Source organism: Oceanobacter mangrovi (assembly GCF_019740315.1).
GTDB lineage: Bacteria > Pseudomonadota > Gammaproteobacteria > Pseudomonadales > Oceanobacteraceae > Oceanobacter > Oceanobacter mangrovi.
The window spans coordinates 1-21,762 of the sequence record NZ_JAHXZR010000014.1 but is presented as its reverse complement, the minus strand read 5'-3'; the positions used below and the strand labels follow the sequence as shown (position 1 = coordinate 21,762).

The window sequence follows — 21,762 nt, the reverse complement described above, 5'->3', positions numbered from 1 at the left end:
GGCTGGTCCTTGTTGTTCTGGTGAACTCATTCAAGTTCCATCATTAACCCTGCAAATAGCGTCAGATACTGTCGCGCTTTTTCGTTGCCAATAATGTTTTTGGTGAAGGCAGAGTATTGCTTGCGCTGCTTCAGAACAGGCACCAGTTCAGAGACAAACATCTGAATCCACTCGGAGCTTGCTTGCGTTATCAGCCACTCAAAACAATGCACGGCTTGTTGGCTTTTTTCTGATCGGCTGATCAGGTGGCAGATCAGTGCATAGCGTAATGAGGGTTCTTGCGGAAATTCCGCAGTAGATGTGCCTTTAAGAATGGCTTCCATGTCTGGCAAATCGTGTTGCAGACGGCAGAAGGCATGAAATTCCAGTGCGCAGGCATCACCGACAGCGGACTCGATCGACAAACCGATCTGGTGCAAACGAGCAGCCATCTCCCAGCTGCGTGGTGATGGCCATGCCGGGTTGGTCGGGTGCATCTTGTGCAGCAGATCACTGCGAAAACTGACAAAGCCGATCACGTCTGGATGCAATCCAGTGGACAGTGCATAGGCGCGGAAGTCATTGACCGATTCGTTCAGAGTCAGGTGGATAAATCGGTTGGCAAGCGGTGCGGGCATATCGTAAACCGCAGCGCGGTCGGTACTGCGGTTCCCTGCTGCCCAAACCAGCCAGCCATCGGGCAGGCGGTAGTCACCCACTTGTCTGTCCAATACCAACTGTTGGGCCACCCCTTGCAGTGCGGGCGGAGCCATATTGATTTCATCCATAAACAGGATGCCTTCGCCTTGCTGCGGCAGAAATGCCGGGGGATACCAGTGGGTCATTTTCTGATCCGGCACTGGAATCCCGCGAAGGTCACTGGGCATTAACTGGCTCAAACGCACGTCGATAAACTGCAGTGTGTTTTGTTCACAGAGGCTACGCACGATGGAGGACTTACCGATCCCCGGCTTACCCCACAGCATCACCGCTTGATGCAGACGGTTCTCGATAATGACTTGCAGGTAGTCTTGCAGTTCTGTGGCGTTCATATCGCGTCAAACGTTCCTTGTTGAATACTTTGGATAGTGCCAAAAACCGACACTGCCTGACAGTTTTATTGATTGATTTCTGATTCTTTATTGCTATCTACCGGGTGCTATCAACCTTCCTGATGCTTGTTTCATAAAACAGCTTTGCGAACCGTTTGTTGACAATGGTTAATATGTTAAATATCTTGCTTAATATATTAACGATGTCTGGCGTCCCTCGCCGAACAGCTGTCATACCAAACAAGAAAAAGGCATACCGTCATGATCAAGAATCTGATTAACGGCAAATGGGTTGAAAGCAAAGAGACCTTCGAAACCGTCAACCCGGCAACTGGCGAGGTGCTGGCAGAAGTCGCTCACGCTTCTCCGGAACAGGTAGCTGAAGCAACCCAGGCGGCCAAAGATGCCTTCCCGGCCTGGGCTAACATGCCAGTTGCCAAGCGTTCCAAGATCATTGAGAAACTGGGTGATCTGATCGCTGACAACGTGGAAGAGCTGTCTGCTCTGGAAACCGCAGATACCGGTCTGCCGCTGTACCAGACCCGCAATGCGCTGGTGCCTCGCGCTGCCAACAACTTCTACTTCTTTGCTGAAAAAGCCAAGCAGATGAATGGTCATACCTATCCAATGGATGATCAGATGCTGAACTACACCCTCTATCAGCCAACCGGTGTCTGTGCGTTGATTTCGCCATGGAACGTGCCGTTCATGACCGGTACCTGGAAAACCGCTCCGTGTCTGGCGCTGGGTAATACCGCGGTAATGAAGCAGTCTGAACTGTCGCCGCTGACGACCGACTTCCTTGGCAAGCTGGCACTGGAAGCAGGTATTCCTGCCGGTGTTTTCAACATTGTTCATGGCTTCGGTGGCACCACGGGTAACGCCCTGATCACTGATCCAAATGTGAACGCGATTTCCTTCACCGGTGGTACGGCGACCGGTAAACACATCATTGCCAACGCTGGCCTGAAAAAGTTCTCGATGGAACTGGGCGGCAAGTCACCGGTAATGATCTTCGATGACTGTGACTACGAGCGTGCGCTGGACGCAGCAGTATTCGGCATCTTCTCCATCAACGGTGAACGTTGTACTGCCGGTTCCCGTATCTTTGTGCAGGAAACCATCTACGACAAGTTCTGTGATGACTTCGCCGCGCGCGCCAACAAGGTCCGTGTTGGTGATCCAACTGACATGAACACCCAGGTGGGTTCGCTGATTTCCCAGTCTCATTGGGAGAAGGTAACCGGTTACATCAAGATCGGTATGGAAGAAGGTGCCAGGCTGATTGCCGGTGGCCCTGAGAAACCGGTTCACGAGCTGCCAGCACACCTGCAGGGTGGCCACTTCGTGCGTCCAACGGCGTTCCGTGATGTGACCAACAGCATGCGTATTGCCCAGGAAGAAATCTTTGGCCCGGTGGCGGTGCTGATTCCGTTCAAGGATGAAGCCGACGTCATCAAGATGGCTAACGACAACGAGTACGGTCTGGCGTCTTACCTGTGGACCCAGGATGTCGGCAAGGTGCATCGCATCGCCCGCGAAGTGGAAGCCGGCATGATGTTTGTAAATGCTCAGAACGTCCGTGACCTGCGTACCCCGTTCGGTGGTGTGAAAGGTTCCGGTACTGGCCGTGAAGGTGGCGATTACAGCTTCGAAGTGTTCTGTGAACCGAAGAACGTCTGTATCTCCATGGGTTCTCACCACATTCCAAAGTGGGGCGTGTAAGCCATGCCACACTTCGTCGTCGATTATTCAGACAACCTGCATGAGCTGCTGGAGTTCCAGCCGCTCTTCAAGGCTCTGCACGACTACGTGGTATCGACCGGCGCATTCCCGATTGGGGGGGTGCGCAGCCGCGCCATCCGTTGTTACGACTACCGGGTGGCGGACGGCCGCGAAGATTTTGGCTACCTCAACCTCAGTCTCAAGATCGGCCATGGCCGTGACATGGAGCTGAAAAAAGAGGTCGCCAAAAACGTCTTCGACATCCTCTGCGAATGGATGAAGCCGATTACCGACGAGCACTATGTGCAGATTTCCTTTGAAATGACCGAGCTGGATCCGGTCCTGAAATTCAATAAAAACAATATTCATCCTTTGTTCGTTGAACAGTGATCAGTACCAACTGATTGCTGGAACTGGATCGGGTCAGTGTAACTGGCCCGCCCCGCAGGAGGTTCCTGCAGCAATACAACTATAAAAATGCATCCGGGGTCTGGTGCACACCAGTCAGAGCGCCCCGGCAAGCTACAAGAGGCCGAAAATGACAACAATCAAAAAACATCTGAAGACCGCCTTGTCGGCGCTGGCAATTACTGCCGGAGCCATGATGACTCAATCTGCCATGGCCGAAACCGTTATGCGGGTCGGTACCTGGCTGCCACCAACCAACGCCCAGAACGCGGTGGTTTGGCCAACCTGGGCCAAGTGGGTAGAAGAAGCCACGGAAGGCCGGGTAAAAATCAAGATCGAACAGGGGCTGGGTCACCCGAAAACCATGTTCCAGCTGGTTGAGGACGGCATTATTGATGCGTCTTTCAGCTACCACGGCTATGTCCCAGGTCGTTTTAAATTGCCTCAGGTGGTAGAACTGCCAAACCTGAATACCGGTGCAGAAGCCGCTTCCGTTGCACTGTGGCGCGTCTACAAGAAGTACCTTGAGAAAGCCGGTGAATTCGACGGTCTGGAAGTGATCGGTATGTTCACTCACGGCGCTGGCCAGATTCACACCAAGGCACCCATCACTTCGCTGAAAGATCTGGAAGGCCAGAAAATCCGCGTCGGTGGCGGTATCCAGAGTGTGCTGGCGGAACGTATGCACGTGACCCCGGTGGGCGCACCAGCGCCAAAAGTATATGAAATGCTGCAACAGGGCGTGATCGATGGCGTCTTCCTGCCAATGATGGAGCAGAAAGTACTGCGTCTGAACGAAGTGACTACCGATGTGGTCATGCTGCCAGGCGGCATGTACATGGGTAGCTTTTCTATCTTTGTAAATCCTGAATTCCTCGAAGATCTGGACCCGCGTGACCGCGATGCCATCCTGTCGGTGTCCGGTGAAAAACTGTCGGCCATGGCCGGTCGTGCCTGGGATGCCGGTGATGCCGAAGGCGTTGCTGCCGCTCGTGAAGCCGGTGTGAAGATCGTTGAAGTGGCCAAGGGCGACAAGATGGATCTGGAATTCCAGCAGCTGATCAAGGGTGTTGACCAGGAATGGATCGATTCCGTCGCTGACCGCAAGGTTGACGCCAAGGGCGCACTGACCGAACTGCGTTCTATCGCGCATGCCTACCAGGCCAAGCTGGACGCGGGTGAGTAAGTCGTTATGGGTGCCTTGTCTATCGTTGGTTTGAACCAATGGGTCACTGAGCACTATGAAGAGCAGGGGCCAGTCAAATGGCTGGCCTTTGCTCTTGAAGCCTTCGCGGGCGTAGTGCTGATGGCGTTGATGTTGCTGACCTGTGCCGATGTGGTGGGTCGTTATTTCTTCAATAACTCGATCAACGGTGCTGTAGAGCTGACTGAAATCGGCCTGGCGGTGCTGGTATTTGCCGAAATGCCGCTGGTGACCTGGCGTGGTGGCCACGTGGTGGTGGACTTGCTCGACAACCTGCTGGGCAACGCTGTGGTTAAGGTGCTGGGTTTGATGTCAGCACTGGCAATTTCCGGAGGTCTTTATTTCCTTGCCGAACGCATGTTCTATCTGGCCGATCGTTCGCTGAAGCGGGAAGTGGTCAGTGAATACCTGGAAATTCCGGTGGGTTACGTCATCCAGTATATCGCTGTGATGAGTTACGCCACGGCGGCCTTGATGATCACCTACGGGGTGTACCGCTTGCTGACTGAAAAGCACAGCTGAGCCGCTTGGGCGGACTCGCTGAATAGCGCATACGTGCAGCTTCACCCGCTGTCTGAACAGGTTTTTTCCGGATTTTTATTATGACCGTAGCATTGATCGGATTCGCCATTCTGTTGGCGTTGATTGTAATCGTGCGTCTGCCAATCGCCTTTGCGATGGGGTTGGTGGGCTTTTTCGGCTTTGCGTTTTTGCAGGGCCTGTCGTTTGAAAACGTTTTTGATTTCCGCTGGACGGCGGCGCTGTCGCTGGCTTCCAACCGGGTCATTGATACCGCCCAGGAATATGGTTTGTCGGTGATTCCGCTGTTTATCCTGATGGGTAACCTGGTGACCAAGTCCGGCTTGTCGCAGGAACTTTATCAGGCTTCCAACGCTTTTCTGGGTCACCGCAAGGGCGGCCTGTCGATGGCAACTGTCGTGGCCTGTGGTGGTTTCTCGGCTATTTGTGGTTCATCTCTGGCGACTTCGGCCACCATGGCCAAGGTGGCAATGCCGCCGATGCGCAAGTTCGGTTATGCCGACTCACTGGCGACGGCTTCGATTGCTGCTGGCGGCACTCTGGGTATTCTGATTCCGCCCAGTGTGATTCTGGTGATCTACGGTCTGCTGACCGAATCCAGTATTCGTGAACTGTTTGCAGCGGGCTTTCTGCCGGGCTTGCTGGGCATTCTGCTGTATCTGGCCGCGGTAAAATATGTGGTTTGGCGTAATCCGGAAGCGGGTCCTCCAGGTGACAAGATGAGCTGGCCGGAGCGGTTGGCGGCTTTGCGTGGTGTTTGGGGCGTATTGATTCTGTTCACTGTGGTGATGGGTGGTATTTACCTCGGTGTGTTCACACCAACCGAAGCCGCAGGTATTGGTGCTGGTGGTGCCTTTGTGATTGCACTGGCGCGTCGCTCGTTGTCGTTGTCTGGCCTGTTCCATGCGTTGACCGACACTGGTCGTACCACAGCAATGTTGTTTGCAGTTCTGATTGGCGCACTGATTTTCTCTGACTTCATCAACCGGGCCGGTTTGCCGGATCAGTTGCTGGCGTTTGTGACCAATCTGGAAATCAGCCCAATGGGGGTGATTCTGGTAATCCTGGCGATTTACATCCTGCTCGGCATGGTGTTTGAGAGCCTGTCGATGATGTTGCTGACGGTACCGATTTTCTATCCGCTGGTGCAGAGCCTCGGCTTTGACCTGGTGTGGTTCGGCATCGTGGTAGTGGTGGTGACTGAAATCAGTCTGATTACGCCGCCGGTGGGGATGAACGTGTTTGTCTTGAGCGCGGTGTTGCCGGACGTCAAGCCGGCCACCATCTTCAAGGGTGTCACGCCGTTCTGGTGTGCGGACATTGTGCGACTGGCGTTGCTGACGCTGATTCCGACCATCTCGCTGTTCCTGCCTGAACTGCTGTACCGCTAACAGAGGACGTTTGCCATGAACAAGATGCCAGAAGTCACCCGTATTCTGTACGCCTCCGATGTTCAGCCGGGTGCACGCCCGGCGTTTCGTCAGGCGGTCAGCCTGTGCGGCCACTATCAATCGCAGATTACCTTTCTGCATGTGGTGGAACCGGTCAGTGGCGCAGCTGAACGGCTGGTCAAGACCATGATGAAAGAAGATGCCTCGCTGCAGGCCTTGCATGATGAAAGCATCAAACAGGTCTGGGCGCAGGTAGAAGAACGGGTACACCGTTTCTGTCGGGAAGAGTTGTGCGCCGAAGACATGCTCGACGCAGGTACTCTGCAAGTGCTGATTCGCGAAGGCACACCGTGGAAAACCATTCTGCAAGTAGCCGATGAAATGGACGCCAACCTGATTGTGGTGGGCGCGCGTCATCCGAACAGCCTGCTGGGCCACACCCCGAGTCGGGTGGTGCAGTCCAGCAAGCGTCCGGTTCTGGTTGTGCCACTGGGCTGATTGGCCAATGTGCCCGCCAGCTTCCCTGTTTGAATCAACGGCGGTGGCAACCGAACTGGCGGCGCTGATTCAGCCGTCTGCAGCAGCACGACCAAGGTTGCCAGAGCGGCAAATGGCCGCCAGTTCCAACATGTCGTTCGCCACGGAAATGCAGCCGATAGAGTGTTGGCCGTTGACGGCCTCAACCACACCAATACTCACAACGGCTGCGGATACCTTTGAACTGCTGGTGCTGGTCAGCGGCTGTTTGCAGCTGGCATCAGAACAGGGCATCAGTACCCTTTATGGTGGTGAGGCCTTGCTGCTGAATCCCGCTCAGCAGCTGCAACTGGCGGTCTTGCGACCAGGCAGCCTGTATTGCATGCGGCTGACCAGCAGTTGTCTGCGCCAGCTTGGCTTACGTTCTGGCCGGGTGGTGCGGCAGCAGCCGCTGATGGTGCAGGAGTCGGTTCAGCGCGGTGCTGAAGTGGATATTTTGCTCGGTATTGGTCGAAGGATCTGCCAGCCGGGCCAGTTGACCGCCGCCATGCAGCAACAGTGCATCAGCCTGCTGCGGCAATGTGTCATCGAACTCTGGCAGTTCAACTGGCAGCAGCTGTTCCGGCTGCAGCCGATCAGTGACCCTCGTATGGCCGAAGTGCAGGGCTATTTTCTGCGCCAGCTCAATCAGGAGCTGGATCTCGACCAGCTGGCCAGTCGGCTGGGCATTACCAGTCGTACCATTTATAACCTTCTCAAGGCCCACGCGGGCATGACGCCAGGGGAATACTTCCGGCTGTTGCGGCTCGAAGCCGTGCACCTGGAGTTGTCGGCGCCAGACTGCCGCTGGGCGGTGACGGATGTGGCGATGGAGTATGGCTTTGCCAACCCGGGTCGTTTTGCTGGCCAGTACCGCGACTATTTTGGTGAATTGCCATCCGAAACCCTGCGTCGTAGCCGCCTGTCTGGCTAGCGGGTTCTGGTCTTACCTGAGTGGGCGGTGATGGTTGTGAACTCAGGGTGTGCTGGGGGAAACAGTCAATTTCGCCAGCCATCTGGGCGGCACCCGGCTAGCTGTGTTATCAATCCTCACTCTCATTTCCTATTTATCTCGTCCATAACAGGGAGTTCCGTTATTCATGGCGGTTGAACAATCCGATTACCGTATGCCCAGGGCTCTGGTGATGATGCTGGCCGGGCTGGCGGCGCTGGCACCGTTGGGAACCGATATTTATTTGTCTGCAGTCCCGGTGATGGCTGAGGCCTTTCATGCGGCTTACCACGATATTGAAGTAACAGTTTCATTCTTCCTGATTGGTATGTCATGTGGTCAGCTGTTGGGAGGACCGCTGTCTGACCGTTATGGCCGTCGCAAAATGGTGATGACCGGCCTCAGTCTGTTCTTGCTGGCTTCGGCTGCCATGTTGATGAATGAAAATCTCTATTTGTTGTGGGGTTTGCGGATCATTCAGGCGCTGGGTGCCGGGTTGGCTGGAGTGAGCGCCATGTCGGTCGTACGTGATATGAGTTCCGGCCGTGCGGGGGCCACCAATATGATGAGGGTGGTGCAGGTGATGCTGATTGCCCCCTTGATCGCCCCCTTGATTGGCATGGTGATTTTGCAGCTGGCAGGCTGGCGCGCCATTTTTGTATTTCTGGTGTTGTATTGTCTGGTGTTGTTGGTGCTGTTTTATCTGCGAGTGCCGGAGAGCAGTCCCAAACAGGCCACCGGTAACTTGCTGGGTAATTATTGGCATGTGATTCGTGATCGTCGGGTGTGGAGTTTTCTGGGGGCCATGTGTGGTGCCTATGCCGGAATGTTCGCCTTTATCACTGCCTCGCCAACTGTTTACATGGATTTCTTTGGACTGACTTCAACCCAGTTCCCGTTTGCCTTTGGCGCCAACGTGGTGGCCATGGTGCTGATGGGCAAACTCAATATTCGACTGTTGAAAAAGCATTCGCCCTCCTGGCTGATTCAGCTGGGTCAGTATATGCAGCTGGCTTGCTCATTCGTGATGCTGACTTACCTGCTGTTGGTCGAGCAGCCAAACTTCTGGATCGCGCTGGTATTAACGGTCGGCTTTATGAGCTGCCACGCGATTATCGTGGCGAACTGTACGTCGTCAGTGCAGGAATTTTTTGCCACTCGTGCAGGGACTGCAACGGCGTTGATGGCGTCACTCGGCTTTATGACAGGTGCTGCCAGCGGTGGCGTTGCGGGGGTATTTGCTGATGGCACACCGCTGCCGATGGTGTCGATTATGTTTGGTGCCTGTGTGATTGGTATCACCATCAAGCGCCTGTTTCGTCAGCCCGGTTAAGCGATTGATGGTTTTGACTTCGGCCCAGCAGGCTTACCTCAATGAACTGGCGGGCTTGCTGATTAAACAGCTGAATCAGTGTACCCAGCCGCTGTGGATTGGTCTCGCTGGTGCGCCTGGCAGTGGTAAAACCACCTTTGCGCTGGCGCTTAAACAAGTACTGGATCAGCTCGACGGCCGAACTGCGGATAACAGCCGGATGCTGGTGTTGCCAATGGACGGCTATCACTTGTATCGCCATCAGCTGGATGCCATGCCAGACCCTGCGCTGGCATATCAGCGTCGCGGTGCGCCGTTTACCTTTGATGCCCGGCGTTGTGTGGCTGAACTGATCGCCGCCAAACATTGTGGCCATGGCAGCTTCCCCGGTTTCGATCATGCGCAGGGTGACCCGCTTGATGGTCAGTATCAGCTAACCAGCCAGCATCAGCTGGTGTTGGTAGAAGGCAATTACCTGCTATTGGATCAGCTTCCCTGGTCTCGTTTGCGCGACCAGCTGTTTGATCTGTGCTGGTTTATGGATGTGCCGCCAGCAATCAGTAATAAACGGGTTTATCAACGGCACTGCCAGCTGGGTCTGACAGTGGCTGAAGCCGGTGCCAGGGTAACGGACAATGATGGTCGGAACGCGGACTTGATCTGGCAACAATCGCAGCAATCCATTGATAAACGGATTATCTGGTAATTTATTCCGGTACTGGCTGAAAACGGCATTTTTATATGAGTGGTGATATTTCAATCTTGTCATTGATAAACGTCATTTTTATTGGCTATTCAATATTTAGATGAGATTTATTGTGACGCATATAATAAATCGGAAATTTATGAATATAGAAAAGATATTGGCTAAATAGTCGTTGATTATTGATGGTCGTGTAGCCGATTCAATATTGATTTTCGTCATCTATTATTGTCGTTTGTGCGGCATACCATGCCCTCACCCTGTATCACAAGGCTCGTTCTGAGGCTGCTTGCAGGGCTACCAAGGAGAGAGGGCATATCATGAAAAAGGCAAAAAATCTTGTTTGGTTGTTGGCAAGTCTGGCAGCGATAACCACATCTGCACAGGCTTCTGAACCGATTCAACCTATCCAACCCGTCAAGGAAATCAACCTGGCCAAGGCCGAGTTGGGTAAAAAGCTGTATTTCGATCCTCGCTTGTCAAAATCCGGATTTATATCCTGTAACTCTTGCCACAACCTCAGTATGGGCGGCACGGACAACCTCAAAACCTCGATTGGACATAGCTGGCAACAGGGGCCCATTAATGCACCAACGGTATTAAATTCCAGCCTCAGTATTGCCCAATTCTGGGATGGGCGCGCCGCTGACCTGAAAGAGCAGGCCGGTGGACCAATCGCCAATCCGGGCGAAATGGCTTTCACCCACACACTGGCAGTCGATGTGCTCGGTTCCATTCCTGGCTATGTCAACGAATTCAAGCTGGTGTTCGGCACTGGCAAGGTCGACATTGATCAGGTTACCAGTGCCATAGCCGAGTTTGAAAAGACTCTGGTTACCCCTCATTCTCCGTTTGACCAGTGGTTGATGGGGGATGAAACGGCACTGACCCAGACTGAAAAAGAAGGTTATCAGCTGTTCAAAACCTCGGGCTGTGTGGCCTGTCATAACGGCGAAGCTGTCGGCGGAAGCTCCTTCCAGAAAATGGGTCTTGTGAAGCCCTATCAGACCAAAAACAGCGCTGAAGGTCTGGCTGGTGTGACCGGCAAGGATGCGGATCGCTTCAAGTTCAAGGTGCCAACACTGCGTAACGTTGAGCTGACCTATCCCTACTTCCATGACGGTGAAGCAGCAACTCTGACCCAGGCCGTCGATACCATGGGCCGTTTGCAGTTAGGTCGTCAGTTCAGTGAGGCTGAAAACGCCAAAATCGTTGCTTTCCTGAAAACCCTGACCGGCGATCAGCCACAATTCCTGATGCCAATCCTGCCACCATCAACGGACAAGACACCGGCTCCGAAGCCGTTTGACTGATTCTCTGATGGCAAAAACAAAAGCCGGGCAGTGCCCGGCTTTTTGTTGGCTGTTGTTATCTCAGTAGCCGTGTTACCACATTGGTCGCATCGGCATGCCATAACCATACTGTTGCATGGCTTTACGTTGTTCGTCAGTCAATACTTTATCCATTTGTTCACGGGCCTGTTGCTGGCTGCCATACATGGCCAGGCGCAGGCTGTTCATCTTGTCGTAGGCGGCCTTGATCGCCACTTCGTCGGGCTGGTCTGCCTGATACAGGCTGCGTAGTTCCAGTTGGGCTTGATGCATGTTTTGCATCAGGGCCCAATGCTGATCAGCCAGATTATTCTGGATAGTCTGCATTTGTTGCTGCTGTTCGTCTGTCAGGTCAGGAATTGCGGCTTGTTGTGCGCAACCGCTACCAGCCATCACGCCATGACGGCCATAACCGCCTGGTCCGTAACCATAACCGCCCATCATGGGCATGGCAGAATAAGGCTGAGCAGCTGGATCAGCTTGCTGACCGCCATACATGGTACCCGGGCCATAACCAGAGCCTTGCATCATGTGAGTGTAGGGCTGTTGTTGGGGTGGTTGCTGATAACCAGCGCCATGGTGATACGGGCTGCAGCCGGTTACGCCGACAACCGCTGCCAGCAGGCCGATGGCCAACAGGTGTTGATAATTGAATAAGCTGGAATGTTTCATGATGCGTCTCCTGTTCTGGTTAACAAGGACCGTTATGAAAACCAAACGAAGCATGGCTTTGCTATTTCAAGGTACGCCTGTTCAGCGGTGATTTATTGATCAGAGACAGGTTTCGACCAGATTCCAGAACGATGGATCAGTCAATGGAAAATCCCGCAGTAGCGGGGTAAAGTTGCCCGGAAATCGAATAACAATTCTGGAGTAAACGTGAAGAGTTCAATGATCAAGGTGACGCTGGTGGGTGCCAGTCTGGTTTTGCTGGCGGCCTGTGCCCAGCTGAAGGAAACCGGTGCCACTATTGGAGAAGGCACCAAGGACGTAGCTACTTCCATCGGTCACGCTTCGCGGGATATCGTCAAGTCGATTGGCAAGAACACCAAGGAAGTGGTGGATGATGTGAAAGACGGCAGCGATAACTGATCCTGACGGAAAAGTGGAAAACCGGGTATTGCAGTCGTCAATTAGTCCGGTTTTGTTGGTTCTGGCGACTGTAAACTCAGGCCGGAGTCTTGCGGATTTTCAAACGGTTGTTCACGTCACGACTGCTTTTCACCAGCTCTACCGGATCCATTGCCAGCTGCTGTTTGGCAGCACGGTCATACAGCACTACGTTAACGGTTGCGGCCAGGTTGAGGCTGCCATCGGTCGGCACAAATACCACGTCATCGCAGGCATCAACGACGGCCTGATCGACTGATCCGTCTTCCGGACCAAAAATATATAACGCATGTTCGGGGTGCTGGAACTCTGGTAACGGTGTTGCACCCACCACAAATTCAATACAGACCAGTTTTTGCTCCGGGCGGGCAACCTCAAGCAGCGAAGGCGTTGGCGTCAGCGCAACCTTTTCGCGGGCGTTGTGGGTGTCGGTGTGATAACGGTCGGCATATTCAAAACGCTTGCCGGTGTAATACACCTGGGCGTGACCGAAGCAGGCGCAGGCGCGCAGAATCGCTCCAACATTGGTGGCGCTTTTGGGATTGGTAAGGGCGATGGCGGCTGAACCGGACTGTTGCAAAACGGGATTCCTGGCAATGGCTTTCAAGACCGCTGCAGTATAACCGACCCGCTCAGGCAGTTGGGGCTGGCGAACGAATAGCCGTTGAGCGCGGCCTCGAATGGGCCGATATATTCCCGAAAATGGCAGGCATTTGGCCGCCGGTTTCTGACTACCTTCGGGTAAGCTGAAAGCTGCTTCTATCAGGATCGGAGAATAATAAAATGCCTGTGGTGACATTCAATGTGCCAGCAACGCTGGTTTCTGAAGACAAGGGCCGTCAGCTGACGCGCGGTGCCTGTGAGGTATTTGCGCAGGTGCTGGAAGCGCCGGTGGAACGTATCCGGGCCTTTATCAATGTCTATCCCGAATGGACAGCCAGTGCCGGATTTGAGGCCGGTGGCGCGCCTTTTTACCAGTTTTATGTGCTGGCAGACCGTACGCCGCAGCAGGTGGCGGCATTACACCAGAGTTTTACCCAGCTGCTGGTGGATGTGCTGGCGTGCGAACGCAGCGTGATTCGCGGTACCTGTTTGCGGATTGATCCATCCGATTGGGGCATTGCTGGTAAACCCGCCAGCGAGATTCGCAAAGCCGAGCTGGACGCCCGGCGCTGAATAATCAGCCGGGCTTGCTCGGCTTTTTGCCAATCTGGCCGCGCTCGGGGTTAAACACCAGCACCGCCAGCACGGTAAACAGCAACAAACAGCCGCTCACGACCGCCAGTGCTTCACCATTGAATTTGCCGTACAGGGCAAACCGAATTAGTTCAACACCAAAGGTGAACGGGTTAACCGAGCAAAGCCAGTAGAGCCATTCACTCGACTCCTGCATTTTCCACAATGGATACAGCGCCGATGACATAAAAAACATCGGGAAAATCACGAAGTTCATGACTCCGGCGAAGTTCTCCAGTTGGCGGATGAAACTCGATATAAACAGTCCGATCGCCCCCAGCATAACTCCGGCCAGAATGACTGCAGGCAGTACCCACAAAAAGCCAGGCGCCGGAGGCTCCACTTCAAACAACCAGGCAATCGCCAGAAACGCATAAACCTGCGGAATCGCCACTATGGTGCTGGCAGCCAGCTTGCTGAGCAGCAGATACCAGCGCGGCAACGGGCTCATCAACAGAATCCGCATACTGCCCATTTCACGGTCGTAAACCATCGACAAGGAACTCTGCATGGCATTAAACAGCAGGATCATGGCGATCAGACCCGGGGCGATATAGACCTCATAGGTGATGTAGGTGGAGTAGGGTTCGATAATCGAAATCCCCAGTGCGGCCCGAAAACCGGCGGCGAACACCGCCAGCCACAGCAGCGGCCGCACCATGGAACTGAAAAAACGACTGCGTTGATGAACAAAACGCAGCGCCTCGCGTTTGAGGATGCCGTTAAACGCGGTGACATATCCACTCAGTTTCATGCATTGATCCCGGATTCAGAAGGCTGGGCAGCCTGTTTTTGAGCCGGGCTGGTTAGCAAGGTAAACGCCTCGACCAGCGACTCCACCGCATTTTGCCGGCAAATTTCAGCGGCACAGGCATTGGCGCGTACCTGGCCCTGGTGCAGCAAAGTCACCGGGTCCTGCGGCTGGATTTCTTCGATCAAATGCGTCGACCAGAGTACCGTTACGCCTTGTTGGTCACAGAGCGAGCGGACGTGTTGATTCAGGCTGGCACGGGTTTGTGGGTCCAGTCCGACCGTGGCTTCGTCGAGCAATAACAGACTTGGCTGGTGCACCAGCGCGCGGGCAATTTCCACGCGCCGACGATGGCCGCCATTGAGCGCCCGTACTTTCTGGTTGCGGGCATCCAGCATTTCAACCCGTTGCAGTTCGGCTTCGATACGTTGTTTGCGCAGCTTGCCCGCCATGCCGTGTAAACAGGCGTGGTAGTCGAGGTTCTGCTGGACCGACAAGTCCATGTCCAGCGTGCTTTGCTGGAACACCATGCCGATTTCGCCCAATAACGCTGCGGGTGCCTGTTTCAGGCTGTGGCCGTTAACGCGAATATCGCCCTGCTGGACCCGGAACAAACGGCTGATCAGCGCAAACAGCGTACTTTTCCCTGCGCCATTAGGCCCCAGCAGAGCATGAAAGCTGCCCCGCTCAATATTGAAACAGACGTTAGCGAGCGCCAGTTTGCCGGGGTATTGATGACTGAGTTGGTCGACTTCAACCAGTGGCATAGTTGGGCTTCTCTTCGATTTAAAGACTTTAAAAGGCGTATGGCAGCGTTACGAGCGATGGTCAGGCAAGGATAAATCACGATTTCAGACGGAGTTTATAAGTATAAATGAGTACTGGAATCGTGACTTTGACGCCGTATGGGCAAGCGCAGTAGCTGCAACGAGTTACCTGTGAATCTCTTTTCAAGGCTTGATCGCCAACCCCCACGGATACCTCCCCACCTTGATCGACTTGATCACTTTCTGCCTGGCAACGTCGACCACGGAAACATCGCCACTGATGCCATTGGTCGTCAGCAGGTATTTTTCATCCGGCGTCAACGCCATATGCCAGACCCGGCGACCAACCAGCAGATAGTCGAGTACTTCGTAAGTCTTGGCATCCACCACCGCAACATGGTTGGCAGGCCCCAGCGCAACAAACGCATAACGGCCGTCAGAGGTCAGTTTGACCCCCACAGGTTGCACCTTGTCCGGGTGGACGCCACGAATATTGAAGCGAATCTTGTGGATCTCCTCCTTGCTGGCGACGTCTATCACCGACACGGTGCCACCAATTTCGGCGCTGGCCCACAGCTGTTTGCCATCCTTGCTGAACTCAACATGGCGCGGTCGCTGATCGACCTTGGTGTTGTGAATCAGCTGGTTGGTGCTGGCGTCGATCCAGTGCAGCATGCTGGTGGTTTCCGAGGTGTTGACCACCAGTTTGCCGTCCGGGCTGACGCCCATGCCTTCCGGTTCAACGCCAACGTCGATCTGGCCGCTAACTTCATGGGTGTGGGTATCGACGACGGTCACCAGCGCACTGTCTTCGTTGGAAATATAAAGACGGTCGCCGTCCGGGTGGAGGGCAAACTGCTCCGGGTCCTCGCCGGATGGCAGGTTGGCGACCACCCGGTTGCTGGCAACGTCCAGTACCTGCACCGTGTCGTCGTCGCTGGCGCAGATGTACAGCAGGCTGTAATCCTTGTTGAAGGTGATGCCGCGCGGACGCTGGCCAACCTCGATGGTGTTGATCACTTCGAGGCTGTCGAGGTCGATCACCGACAGTGAGTCGTCTTTTTCGTTGGACACATACGCCAGTGGCGTTGCCAGTACCAGGCCGCTTGCCAGCAGGGTTGCGGTTGCCAGCGCGGTTCGGATCAGGCTGGTTTTAAGCGGACTGGCAAGCCGAACGTGTGTCAGAGGGCGAGGGTTGTTCATGATCTGTATCTCTTGTAATTACTGCTGGTGACAGCCATCTCGCAAGCTCAGCTGCCAATCCGGCACTGGCTTTCCGGTTTGTCGAAGCCAAGGGTATCCAGTTCCGTGGTTGGGTGCAGGTAGCCTTCCTGCGGCGACTGGGACACCAGCGCCCGTGGATGGATCAGTGGAATCGGCTGACGCAGCTGGCCATTCCAGTTGCGGTAGGTCAGCTTGCGGCCCTTGAAACCTGCCAGTTCGAAGTCCGGTCCCAATAAATAGTCTTTCAGCGCCGCAGCGGCGTATGGTTGTTGGTGAGCGAGGGTTTCACCAATTGAACGCATGGCTGCCCAGGCGGCGTAGTCCTTGTCGGTCATCCAGCGATGGGCCAGCCGGTCAAAACGATTCTGCAACTGCGCTGCGCCCCATTGTTCAACCACCCGGTGCCAGCCAGTCGGAGTCAGCCCCTGGGTGCCGACCACCGGGCGCGGGTACCAGGTGTTGTAGAGAATAAATTCGCCAAAATCCCCCGGTTCATCAGCGACGATTACCGCATCGTATTCTTTGGTCTGGGTGAACAGCGGCACTTCAGCTGCGGCACTGCGGCGCAAATCGGCGTCGAAGGTCCAGTCTTTTTCGGCCACCAGTTTGCCACCAAAGCGTTTGGCGCTGCGGCGTACTGCATCGGCATAGAGCTTGTCGCCGGGGCGGGTGCCGGTGATCAACAGCCACTTTTTCAGTTTCTTGCTGATCAGCCATTGCGCCAGTGCGTCGGTCAGCATGGCCCGGCTGGGCAGGGTATGTAGCACATTATTGAGGCAGGTCTGGCTGCGCAATTCATCACTGTTACTGCCGATGTTAAACAGCAGCAGGTTGGGAGCGAGCAGACTGAGTTGTTGCAAGGCATCAGCCGGGGCGTTGACCAGCACCGCCTGCATGCCGTTGGTTTGCCATTGCTGCAAACTGGCCTTGAGGTCGTCGAGCTGGTAACTGCGGGATTCTTGCAGCTGATATTGCAGACCGAGAAATTTGCCACCGGCATTGTTGTCGTCGCGACCGAGGCGGGCACCTTGCAGACCATTATCCTCGGGGTCTGGCAAGACGTTGGACAGCAGTGGCGATTGTTGCTGTTGCAGCTCCAGATAGCCGATCTGGATGGTTTGCAGTTCGGCGGCCTGGCTGGTGGTTGCCAAAAGGACTGTTGTTGCAGTGGTTAGCGCTGTAGTGGTTAGCGCTGTAATGGTTAGCGCCGCCAGGTTGGCCAGACGGCTTTTGCAAGTCAGCATCGAAGTGGTTGCCAGACGTTGGATCGCAGTGCTGATGTCCATCAAAGTCATTATGACGGGCCCTGATTCGCTGAATACATTTTGTTGTTTTTATCAGTGTGGCTGGTCGCTGGGACACTACCAGTCATGCTGTTATGGCTTCAGGTTACGCAAGCCGCAGCAGGGCAGATATAGCCTTTAAGTAGGCGATTTTTACGCCTCTCGTACTATGAATAATACCCTGCACCTGCTGGCAGAATACTAACTGGCAGTGATTTCTGCTGGTTTGTGGCGTATAGCCGGGGCGATGGGCTAGTCCTGTAGCGGGTCGGGAGGTAGCGTCGGGGATGGTCGTAAAACCTACTACCAAGGTACAGAAAATCGACTACCAAAGTGTTCTGTGGCCTGTATTACCTCATACCTAGAATGAAGCCATCAAAAATAACAAAACGATAGGTGCTCAATAATGAAAACTACCGCTTCTGCGATGCACGGTTTGATGCTTGCGGGTCTGATGGCAATTTCAGGTGCTGTATGGGCTCACGGTGACGTTACTCCACAGCCAGTTGATGTATCCGGACTGGAGCAACTGGGTGATGAATGGCGTGAACAGAACCCTTATGTGGGTAACCCGAAAGCCATTGAAATTGGTGAATCTGCCTATGCCCAGAACTGTGCTCGTTGCCATGGTCTGGAAGCCATCTCCGGTGGTATCGCGCCAGACTTGCGTTACCTGGAACCTGGCCTCGACGGCGACGAATGGTTCGTTTACCGGGTTCGTAACGGTGCGGTTCGCAACGGTGTTCCCTACATGCCGAAAATGGCTGACTTCCTGAGTCAGGAAGCACTCTGGTCGATCCGCGCCTGGTTGGTAACCAAGTACGTTCAACAGTAAGTTGACGGCGACTTCTCTCATGAGACTGAATGAGTGCAAGCGGCCCGGATTCGCCCTGCGGTGGATCTGGGTCTTTGTATTGCTGGCGTATGCAGCCGTTCCGGTGCAGGCGCGTTCCCTTGATGACGTTAAAGACAGCGGTGTGATCAGCGTTGCTGTTTACCGCGATTTTCCTCCCTATTCCTGGCTCGACGGTGAAACCGCCCGTGGTTTCGACGTCGATATTGCTGAGGCTTTGGCCGCTGGCCTGGGTGTCAAACTGCAATTGCACTGGATGATTCCGGATGAAAACCTCGACGACGATCTGCGTAACCATGTCTGGAAAGGGCATTATCTGGCCCGCATCGAAGATGAAGCCATGCTGCGGCGGGAAGTCGCGGATGTGATGTTGCGGGTACCGTACGACCGTGAGTTTGCCTTCAAGGTGGACCCGGACGGCAAGGTGATCAATGACCTGGTGCACTTTTTTGCGCCCTATCAGCGTGAGCGCTGGGAGCTGTTGATCGACCGCGAGCAGATTGATTCTATCCAGAATCTGGCCATTTTCAACTACGACAAGGTCGGGGTGGAAATCGATACCCTGCCGGATTTCTATCTGGTCGGGGCTTTCCGCGGCATGCTGCGCAAGAACGTGGTCCACTACACCACCACCATGGATGCCGTTGAAGCCATGGGCAAGGGTGAAGTGGCGGCGGTGCTGGGGATGCAGTCGCAGTTACAGTGGGGGCGGGCGAAGCTCAATCAGCAGGCTGGCGAAGAACGCTACGTGATTGCGGACATTCCCATGCCGGATCTGCCGCATCGCTTCTGGGATGTCGGGATGGCCGTAAAGGACGACTATCGGGGCCTGGCCTATGAACTGGAAGAAGTGATCAACCAGCTGGTGTTCAGTGGCCAGATGGCCAGCATCGCTGACCGCTATCACTTTCCTTTCCTCAAGACTGACCATTATCTGGTTCAGGAACAGACGCAATAATTCCCTGTGTGTGTTTCTTCTCCCGGCGTGGCCGCCTGGCGGCCGCGCCGTTTTTATTGCTGCTGTTGGCTGGCGGAATTTTCGACTGAACGCCTGTTATATCAGCACTACTGATCATTCGGCAGTACCAGTCGCGGTATCGGGACTGCTACCAAGGTACTGGGAAATCAACCCGCAGGTCGGATTGGATGAAAAGCGCTCGAAACCAACAATGATCGGGTATCTGGAAAAAGATGCACCTGTGGCTGCCAACCCACTTGGGCGGGCACAGAAGCTCCTATACGAATAAGAAAATCCTTCCAAGGAGAAAATAATGAAAACAACTTCTATCGGCTTGAAGGGTCTGGCGCTGTCCTCTCTGGTTGCTGCCATCGCTCTGGCAAGCCCTGCCCAGGCGGGTGTAACCGACAAAGACATTCTCGACGACCAGGCAACCACCAACGACGTCGTCAGCTACGGCATGGGCCTGCAGGGCCAGCGTTACAGCCCACTGGCCAAGGTCAACGCCCAGACCGTGCAAGATCTGACTCCGGTGTGGGGTTTCTCCTTCGGCGGTGAAAAACAGCGTGGTCAGGAATCCCAGCCAATGGTGAAAGACGGCGTAATGTACGTCTCCGCCTCTTATTCCCGCGTTTTTGCGATCGACATCAAAACCGGTGAAGAACTGTGGCAGTACGACGCCCGTCTGCCAGAAAACATCATGCCTTGCTGTGACGTGATCAACCGTGGTGTGGCCCTGTACGACAACCTGGTGATCTTCGGTACGCTGGACGCCAAGCTGGTTGCGCTCGACAAGGACACAGGTAAAACCGTCTGGAAAAAAACCGTTGCTGACTACAAGGCCGGTTATTCCATCTCGGCGGCACCGATGGTCGTCAAGGGCAAGGTTATTACCGGTGTATCCGGTGGTGAATTCGGTATTGTCGGCAAGGTAGAAGCCTACGATGCCAAGACCGGTGAACTGGCTTGGACCCGTCCAACCGTTGAAGGCCACATGGGTTATGTGTGGAAGAACGGCAAGCAGGTTGAAAACGGCATCACTGGCGGCAAGGCCAACAAAACCTGGCCTGGCGACCTGTGGAAGTCCGGTGGTGCCGCCACCTGGCTGGGTGGCACCTATGACGCCGACACCGACCAGCTGTTCTTCGGTACCGGTAACCCGGCACCATGGAACTCCCACCTGCGTCCTGGCGATAACCTGTACTCCTCTTCCCGTGTTGCCATTGATCCGGATGACGGCTCTATCAAATGGCACTTCCAGTCCACACCACACGATGGCTGGGACTACGACGGCGTAAACGAACTGATCTCGTTTGACTACAAGGACGGCAGCAAAACCGTTAAAGCGGCGGCAACGGCTGACCGTAATGGTTTCTTCTACGTACTGAACCGCGAAAACGGCGACTTCATCCGTGGCTTCCCGTTTGTAGACAAGATCACCTGGGCCAAGGGCCTCGACAAGAAAGGTCGTCCGATCTACAACGACGACGTGCGTCCAGGTAACCCGGCAGATTCTGCTGATGGTCACAAGGGTAAAACCGTTGTCGCGGCACCATCCTTCCTGGGTGGTAAAAACTGGATGCCAATGGCATTCAGCAAAGACACCGGTCTGTTCTATGTACCGTCCAACGAATGGGAAATGGACATCTGGAACGAGCCGACCGCTTATAAGAAAGGCGCGGCTTATCTGGGTGCCGGTTTCACCATCAAGCCAATCAATGAAGATTACATTGGCGTATTGCGTGCGATCGATCCAAAGACTGGCAAGGAAGTATGGCGCTATCAGAACAACGCTCCGCTGTGGGGTGGTGTGATGACAACGGCTGGTGGTCTGGTATTTACCGGTAACCCTGAAGGCTACCTGATGGCCTTCGACGCCAAGACTGGTGAGATGCTGTACAAGTTCAACACCGGTTCCGGCATTGTTGGTACCCCAATCACCTGGGATCAGGACGGCGAACAGTACGTTGCCGTGGTCTCTGGCTGGGGTGGTGCGGTACCACTGTGGGGCGGCGAAGTGGCCAAGCGCGTGAAAGACCTCAACCAGGGTGGTTCCGTATGGACCTTCAAACTGCCAAAACGTCATGAAATGGCGGCTCGTTAAGCGCCAGACGGTAACGACGGTTTGAAGCACAGGACTGAATTCCACTCTCTCTACAGGCGTTAGTCCTGAGTTGCTTTACCCGTCAAACTGAAGCCGCACCCGCTAGGGTGCGGCTTTTTGTTTTATGGCGTTTGTTGTTTTAGGTATCTGTTGCAGCGGATTCGGCAAGGGCGCTGTCCCGACATGTCGGGACCCTACGCATGGATATATAAATTCAATTGCGTAGGGGCAAGGCATTGTAGTGGTTCAATAATCCCGGACACCCAGATAGGTGGTAATCTTGCCGCCAAAGAGGTGTTCAATGAAAAGACAACGTCGTTCCTTCACTCCTGAGTTCAAACTCGAAGCTGCCAGCCTGGTTCT

Annotated in this window: 22 protein-coding genes; 15 read left to right on the top strand and 7 right to left on the bottom strand. The window is 54.5% G+C overall.

The genetic code is table 11. The features are described from left to right. Positions 1-26 precede the first annotated feature (26 nt). Entirely contained in the window at positions 27-1,031 is a 1,005-nt protein-coding gene (locus K6123_RS21470) for an AAA family ATPase (RefSeq protein WP_221801482.1), read from the bottom strand. A 261-nt stretch (positions 1,032-1,292) separates the two neighbouring features. Here K6123_RS21470 and hpaE point away from each other — a divergent pair, with 261 nt between their 5' ends. From hpaE to K6123_RS21420, 10 genes are all read left to right on the top strand, one after another. Then, entirely contained in the window at positions 1,293-2,756 is a 1,464-nt protein-coding gene (gene hpaE, locus K6123_RS21465; RefSeq protein ID WP_221801480.1) for a 5-carboxymethyl-2-hydroxymuconate semialdehyde dehydrogenase, read from the top strand. A gap of 3 nt (positions 2,757-2,759) precedes the next feature. Beyond that, positions 2,760-3,146 carry a 5-carboxymethyl-2-hydroxymuconate Delta-isomerase gene (locus tag K6123_RS21460; protein WP_221801478.1) on the top strand — a complete coding sequence of 129 codons (387 nt, stop codon included), beginning with the start codon at positions 2,760-2,762 and terminating at the stop codon, positions 3,144-3,146. A 148-nt stretch (positions 3,147-3,294) separates the two neighbouring features. Continuing rightward, positions 3,295-4,350, top strand: coding sequence for a TRAP transporter substrate-binding protein (locus tag K6123_RS21455; RefSeq protein ID WP_221801476.1), 1,056 nt, complete (start codon positions 3,295-3,297; stop codon positions 4,348-4,350). Positions 4,351-4,356: 6 nt separating this feature from the next. Further along, the gene (locus K6123_RS21450) at positions 4,357-4,890 is read left to right on the top strand and encodes a TRAP transporter small permease (protein ID WP_221801475.1); all 534 of its coding nucleotides are present in this window, start codon (positions 4,357-4,359) and stop codon (positions 4,888-4,890) included. A gap of 80 nt (positions 4,891-4,970) precedes the next feature. Then, positions 4,971-6,299, top strand: a complete 1,329-nt coding sequence (locus K6123_RS21445; RefSeq protein ID WP_221801474.1) for a TRAP transporter large permease — start codon at positions 4,971-4,973, stop codon at positions 6,297-6,299. 15 nt (positions 6,300-6,314) lie between these two features. Continuing rightward, complete coding sequence (locus K6123_RS21440) at positions 6,315-6,797, top strand: universal stress protein (RefSeq protein ID WP_246624959.1); 483 nt, start codon at positions 6,315-6,317, stop codon at positions 6,795-6,797. A gap of 7 nt (positions 6,798-6,804) precedes the next feature. Then, on the top strand, positions 6,805-7,749 hold the full coding sequence (locus K6123_RS21435) for a helix-turn-helix transcriptional regulator (RefSeq protein ID WP_221801473.1): 945 nt from the start codon (positions 6,805-6,807) through the stop codon (positions 7,747-7,749). Positions 7,750-7,915: 166 nt separating this feature from the next. Beyond that, the gene (locus K6123_RS21430) at positions 7,916-9,100 is read left to right on the top strand and encodes a multidrug effflux MFS transporter (RefSeq protein WP_221801472.1); all 1,185 of its coding nucleotides are present in this window, start codon (positions 7,916-7,918) and stop codon (positions 9,098-9,100) included. Positions 9,101-9,107: 7 nt separating this feature from the next. Then, a complete protein-coding gene (locus tag K6123_RS21425) occupies positions 9,108-9,785 on the top strand; it encodes a nucleoside/nucleotide kinase family protein (RefSeq protein ID WP_221801471.1) in 678 nt (225 codons plus the stop codon). Between the two features lie 317 nt (positions 9,786-10,102). Beyond that, positions 10,103-11,095 carry a cytochrome-c peroxidase gene (locus K6123_RS21420; protein ID WP_221801470.1) on the top strand — a complete coding sequence of 331 codons (993 nt, stop codon included), beginning with the start codon at positions 10,103-10,105 and terminating at the stop codon, positions 11,093-11,095. A gap of 72 nt (positions 11,096-11,167) precedes the next feature. On the opposite strand, the gene K6123_RS21415 is transcribed toward K6123_RS21420, so the two are convergent. Beyond that, the gene (locus K6123_RS21415) at positions 11,168-11,785 is read right to left on the bottom strand and encodes a Spy/CpxP family protein refolding chaperone (RefSeq protein WP_221801469.1); all 618 of its coding nucleotides are present in this window, start codon (positions 11,783-11,785) and stop codon (positions 11,168-11,170) included. A 207-nt stretch (positions 11,786-11,992) separates the two neighbouring features. On the opposite strand from K6123_RS21415, the gene K6123_RS21410 reads away from it, so the two are divergent. After that, positions 11,993-12,205, top strand: a complete 213-nt coding sequence (locus K6123_RS21410; RefSeq protein ID WP_221801468.1) for a hypothetical protein — start codon at positions 11,993-11,995, stop codon at positions 12,203-12,205. 76 nt (positions 12,206-12,281) lie between these two features. Here the strand turns inward: K6123_RS21410 and K6123_RS21405 are convergent, their stop codons facing one another. Beyond that, on the bottom strand, positions 12,282-12,803 hold the full coding sequence (locus K6123_RS21405; RefSeq protein ID WP_246624958.1) for an RNA methyltransferase: 522 nt from the start codon (positions 12,801-12,803) through the stop codon (positions 12,282-12,284). A 203-nt stretch (positions 12,804-13,006) separates the two neighbouring features. Between K6123_RS21405 and K6123_RS21400 the strand changes: the two genes are divergently transcribed. Then, positions 13,007-13,399 carry a tautomerase family protein gene (locus K6123_RS21400; RefSeq protein WP_221801465.1) on the top strand — a complete coding sequence of 131 codons (393 nt, stop codon included), beginning with the start codon at positions 13,007-13,009 and terminating at the stop codon, positions 13,397-13,399. A 4-nt stretch (positions 13,400-13,403) separates the two neighbouring features. On the opposite strand, the gene K6123_RS21395 is transcribed toward K6123_RS21400, so the two are convergent. From K6123_RS21395 to K6123_RS21380, 4 genes are all read right to left on the bottom strand, one after another. Next, on the bottom strand, positions 13,404-14,213 hold the full coding sequence (locus tag K6123_RS21395) for an ABC transporter permease (RefSeq protein ID WP_221801463.1): 810 nt from the start codon (positions 14,211-14,213) through the stop codon (positions 13,404-13,406). After that, entirely contained in the window at positions 14,210-14,977 is a 768-nt protein-coding gene (locus K6123_RS21390; RefSeq protein ID WP_221801461.1) for an ABC transporter ATP-binding protein, read from the bottom strand. The genes K6123_RS21395 and K6123_RS21390 overlap by 4 nt, the downstream gene beginning before the upstream one ends. 183 nt (positions 14,978-15,160) lie before the next feature. Beyond that, entirely contained in the window at positions 15,161-16,180 is a 1,020-nt protein-coding gene (locus tag K6123_RS21385; RefSeq protein ID WP_221801460.1) for a YVTN family beta-propeller repeat protein, read from the bottom strand. 47 nt (positions 16,181-16,227) lie between these two features. After that, positions 16,228-17,496, bottom strand: coding sequence for an ABC transporter substrate-binding protein (locus K6123_RS21380; RefSeq protein ID WP_246624957.1), 1,269 nt, complete (start codon positions 17,494-17,496; stop codon positions 16,228-16,230). A gap of 394 nt (positions 17,497-17,890) precedes the next feature. Between K6123_RS21380 and pedF the strand changes: the two genes are divergently transcribed. From pedF to K6123_RS21365, 3 genes are all read left to right on the top strand, one after another. Then, entirely contained in the window at positions 17,891-18,319 is a 429-nt protein-coding gene (gene pedF / locus K6123_RS21375; protein ID WP_425517721.1) for a cytochrome c-550 PedF, read from the top strand. A gap of 19 nt (positions 18,320-18,338) precedes the next feature. Then, positions 18,339-19,295 (top strand): substrate-binding periplasmic protein, encoded by a 957-nt coding sequence (locus tag K6123_RS21370; RefSeq protein ID WP_221801459.1) that lies wholly within the window; start codon positions 18,339-18,341, stop codon positions 19,293-19,295. Positions 19,296-19,608: 313 nt separating this feature from the next. Continuing rightward, a complete protein-coding gene (locus tag K6123_RS21365) occupies positions 19,609-21,399 on the top strand; it encodes a PQQ-dependent methanol/ethanol family dehydrogenase (protein WP_221801458.1) in 1,791 nt (596 codons plus the stop codon). Positions 21,400-21,762 lie beyond the last annotated feature (363 nt).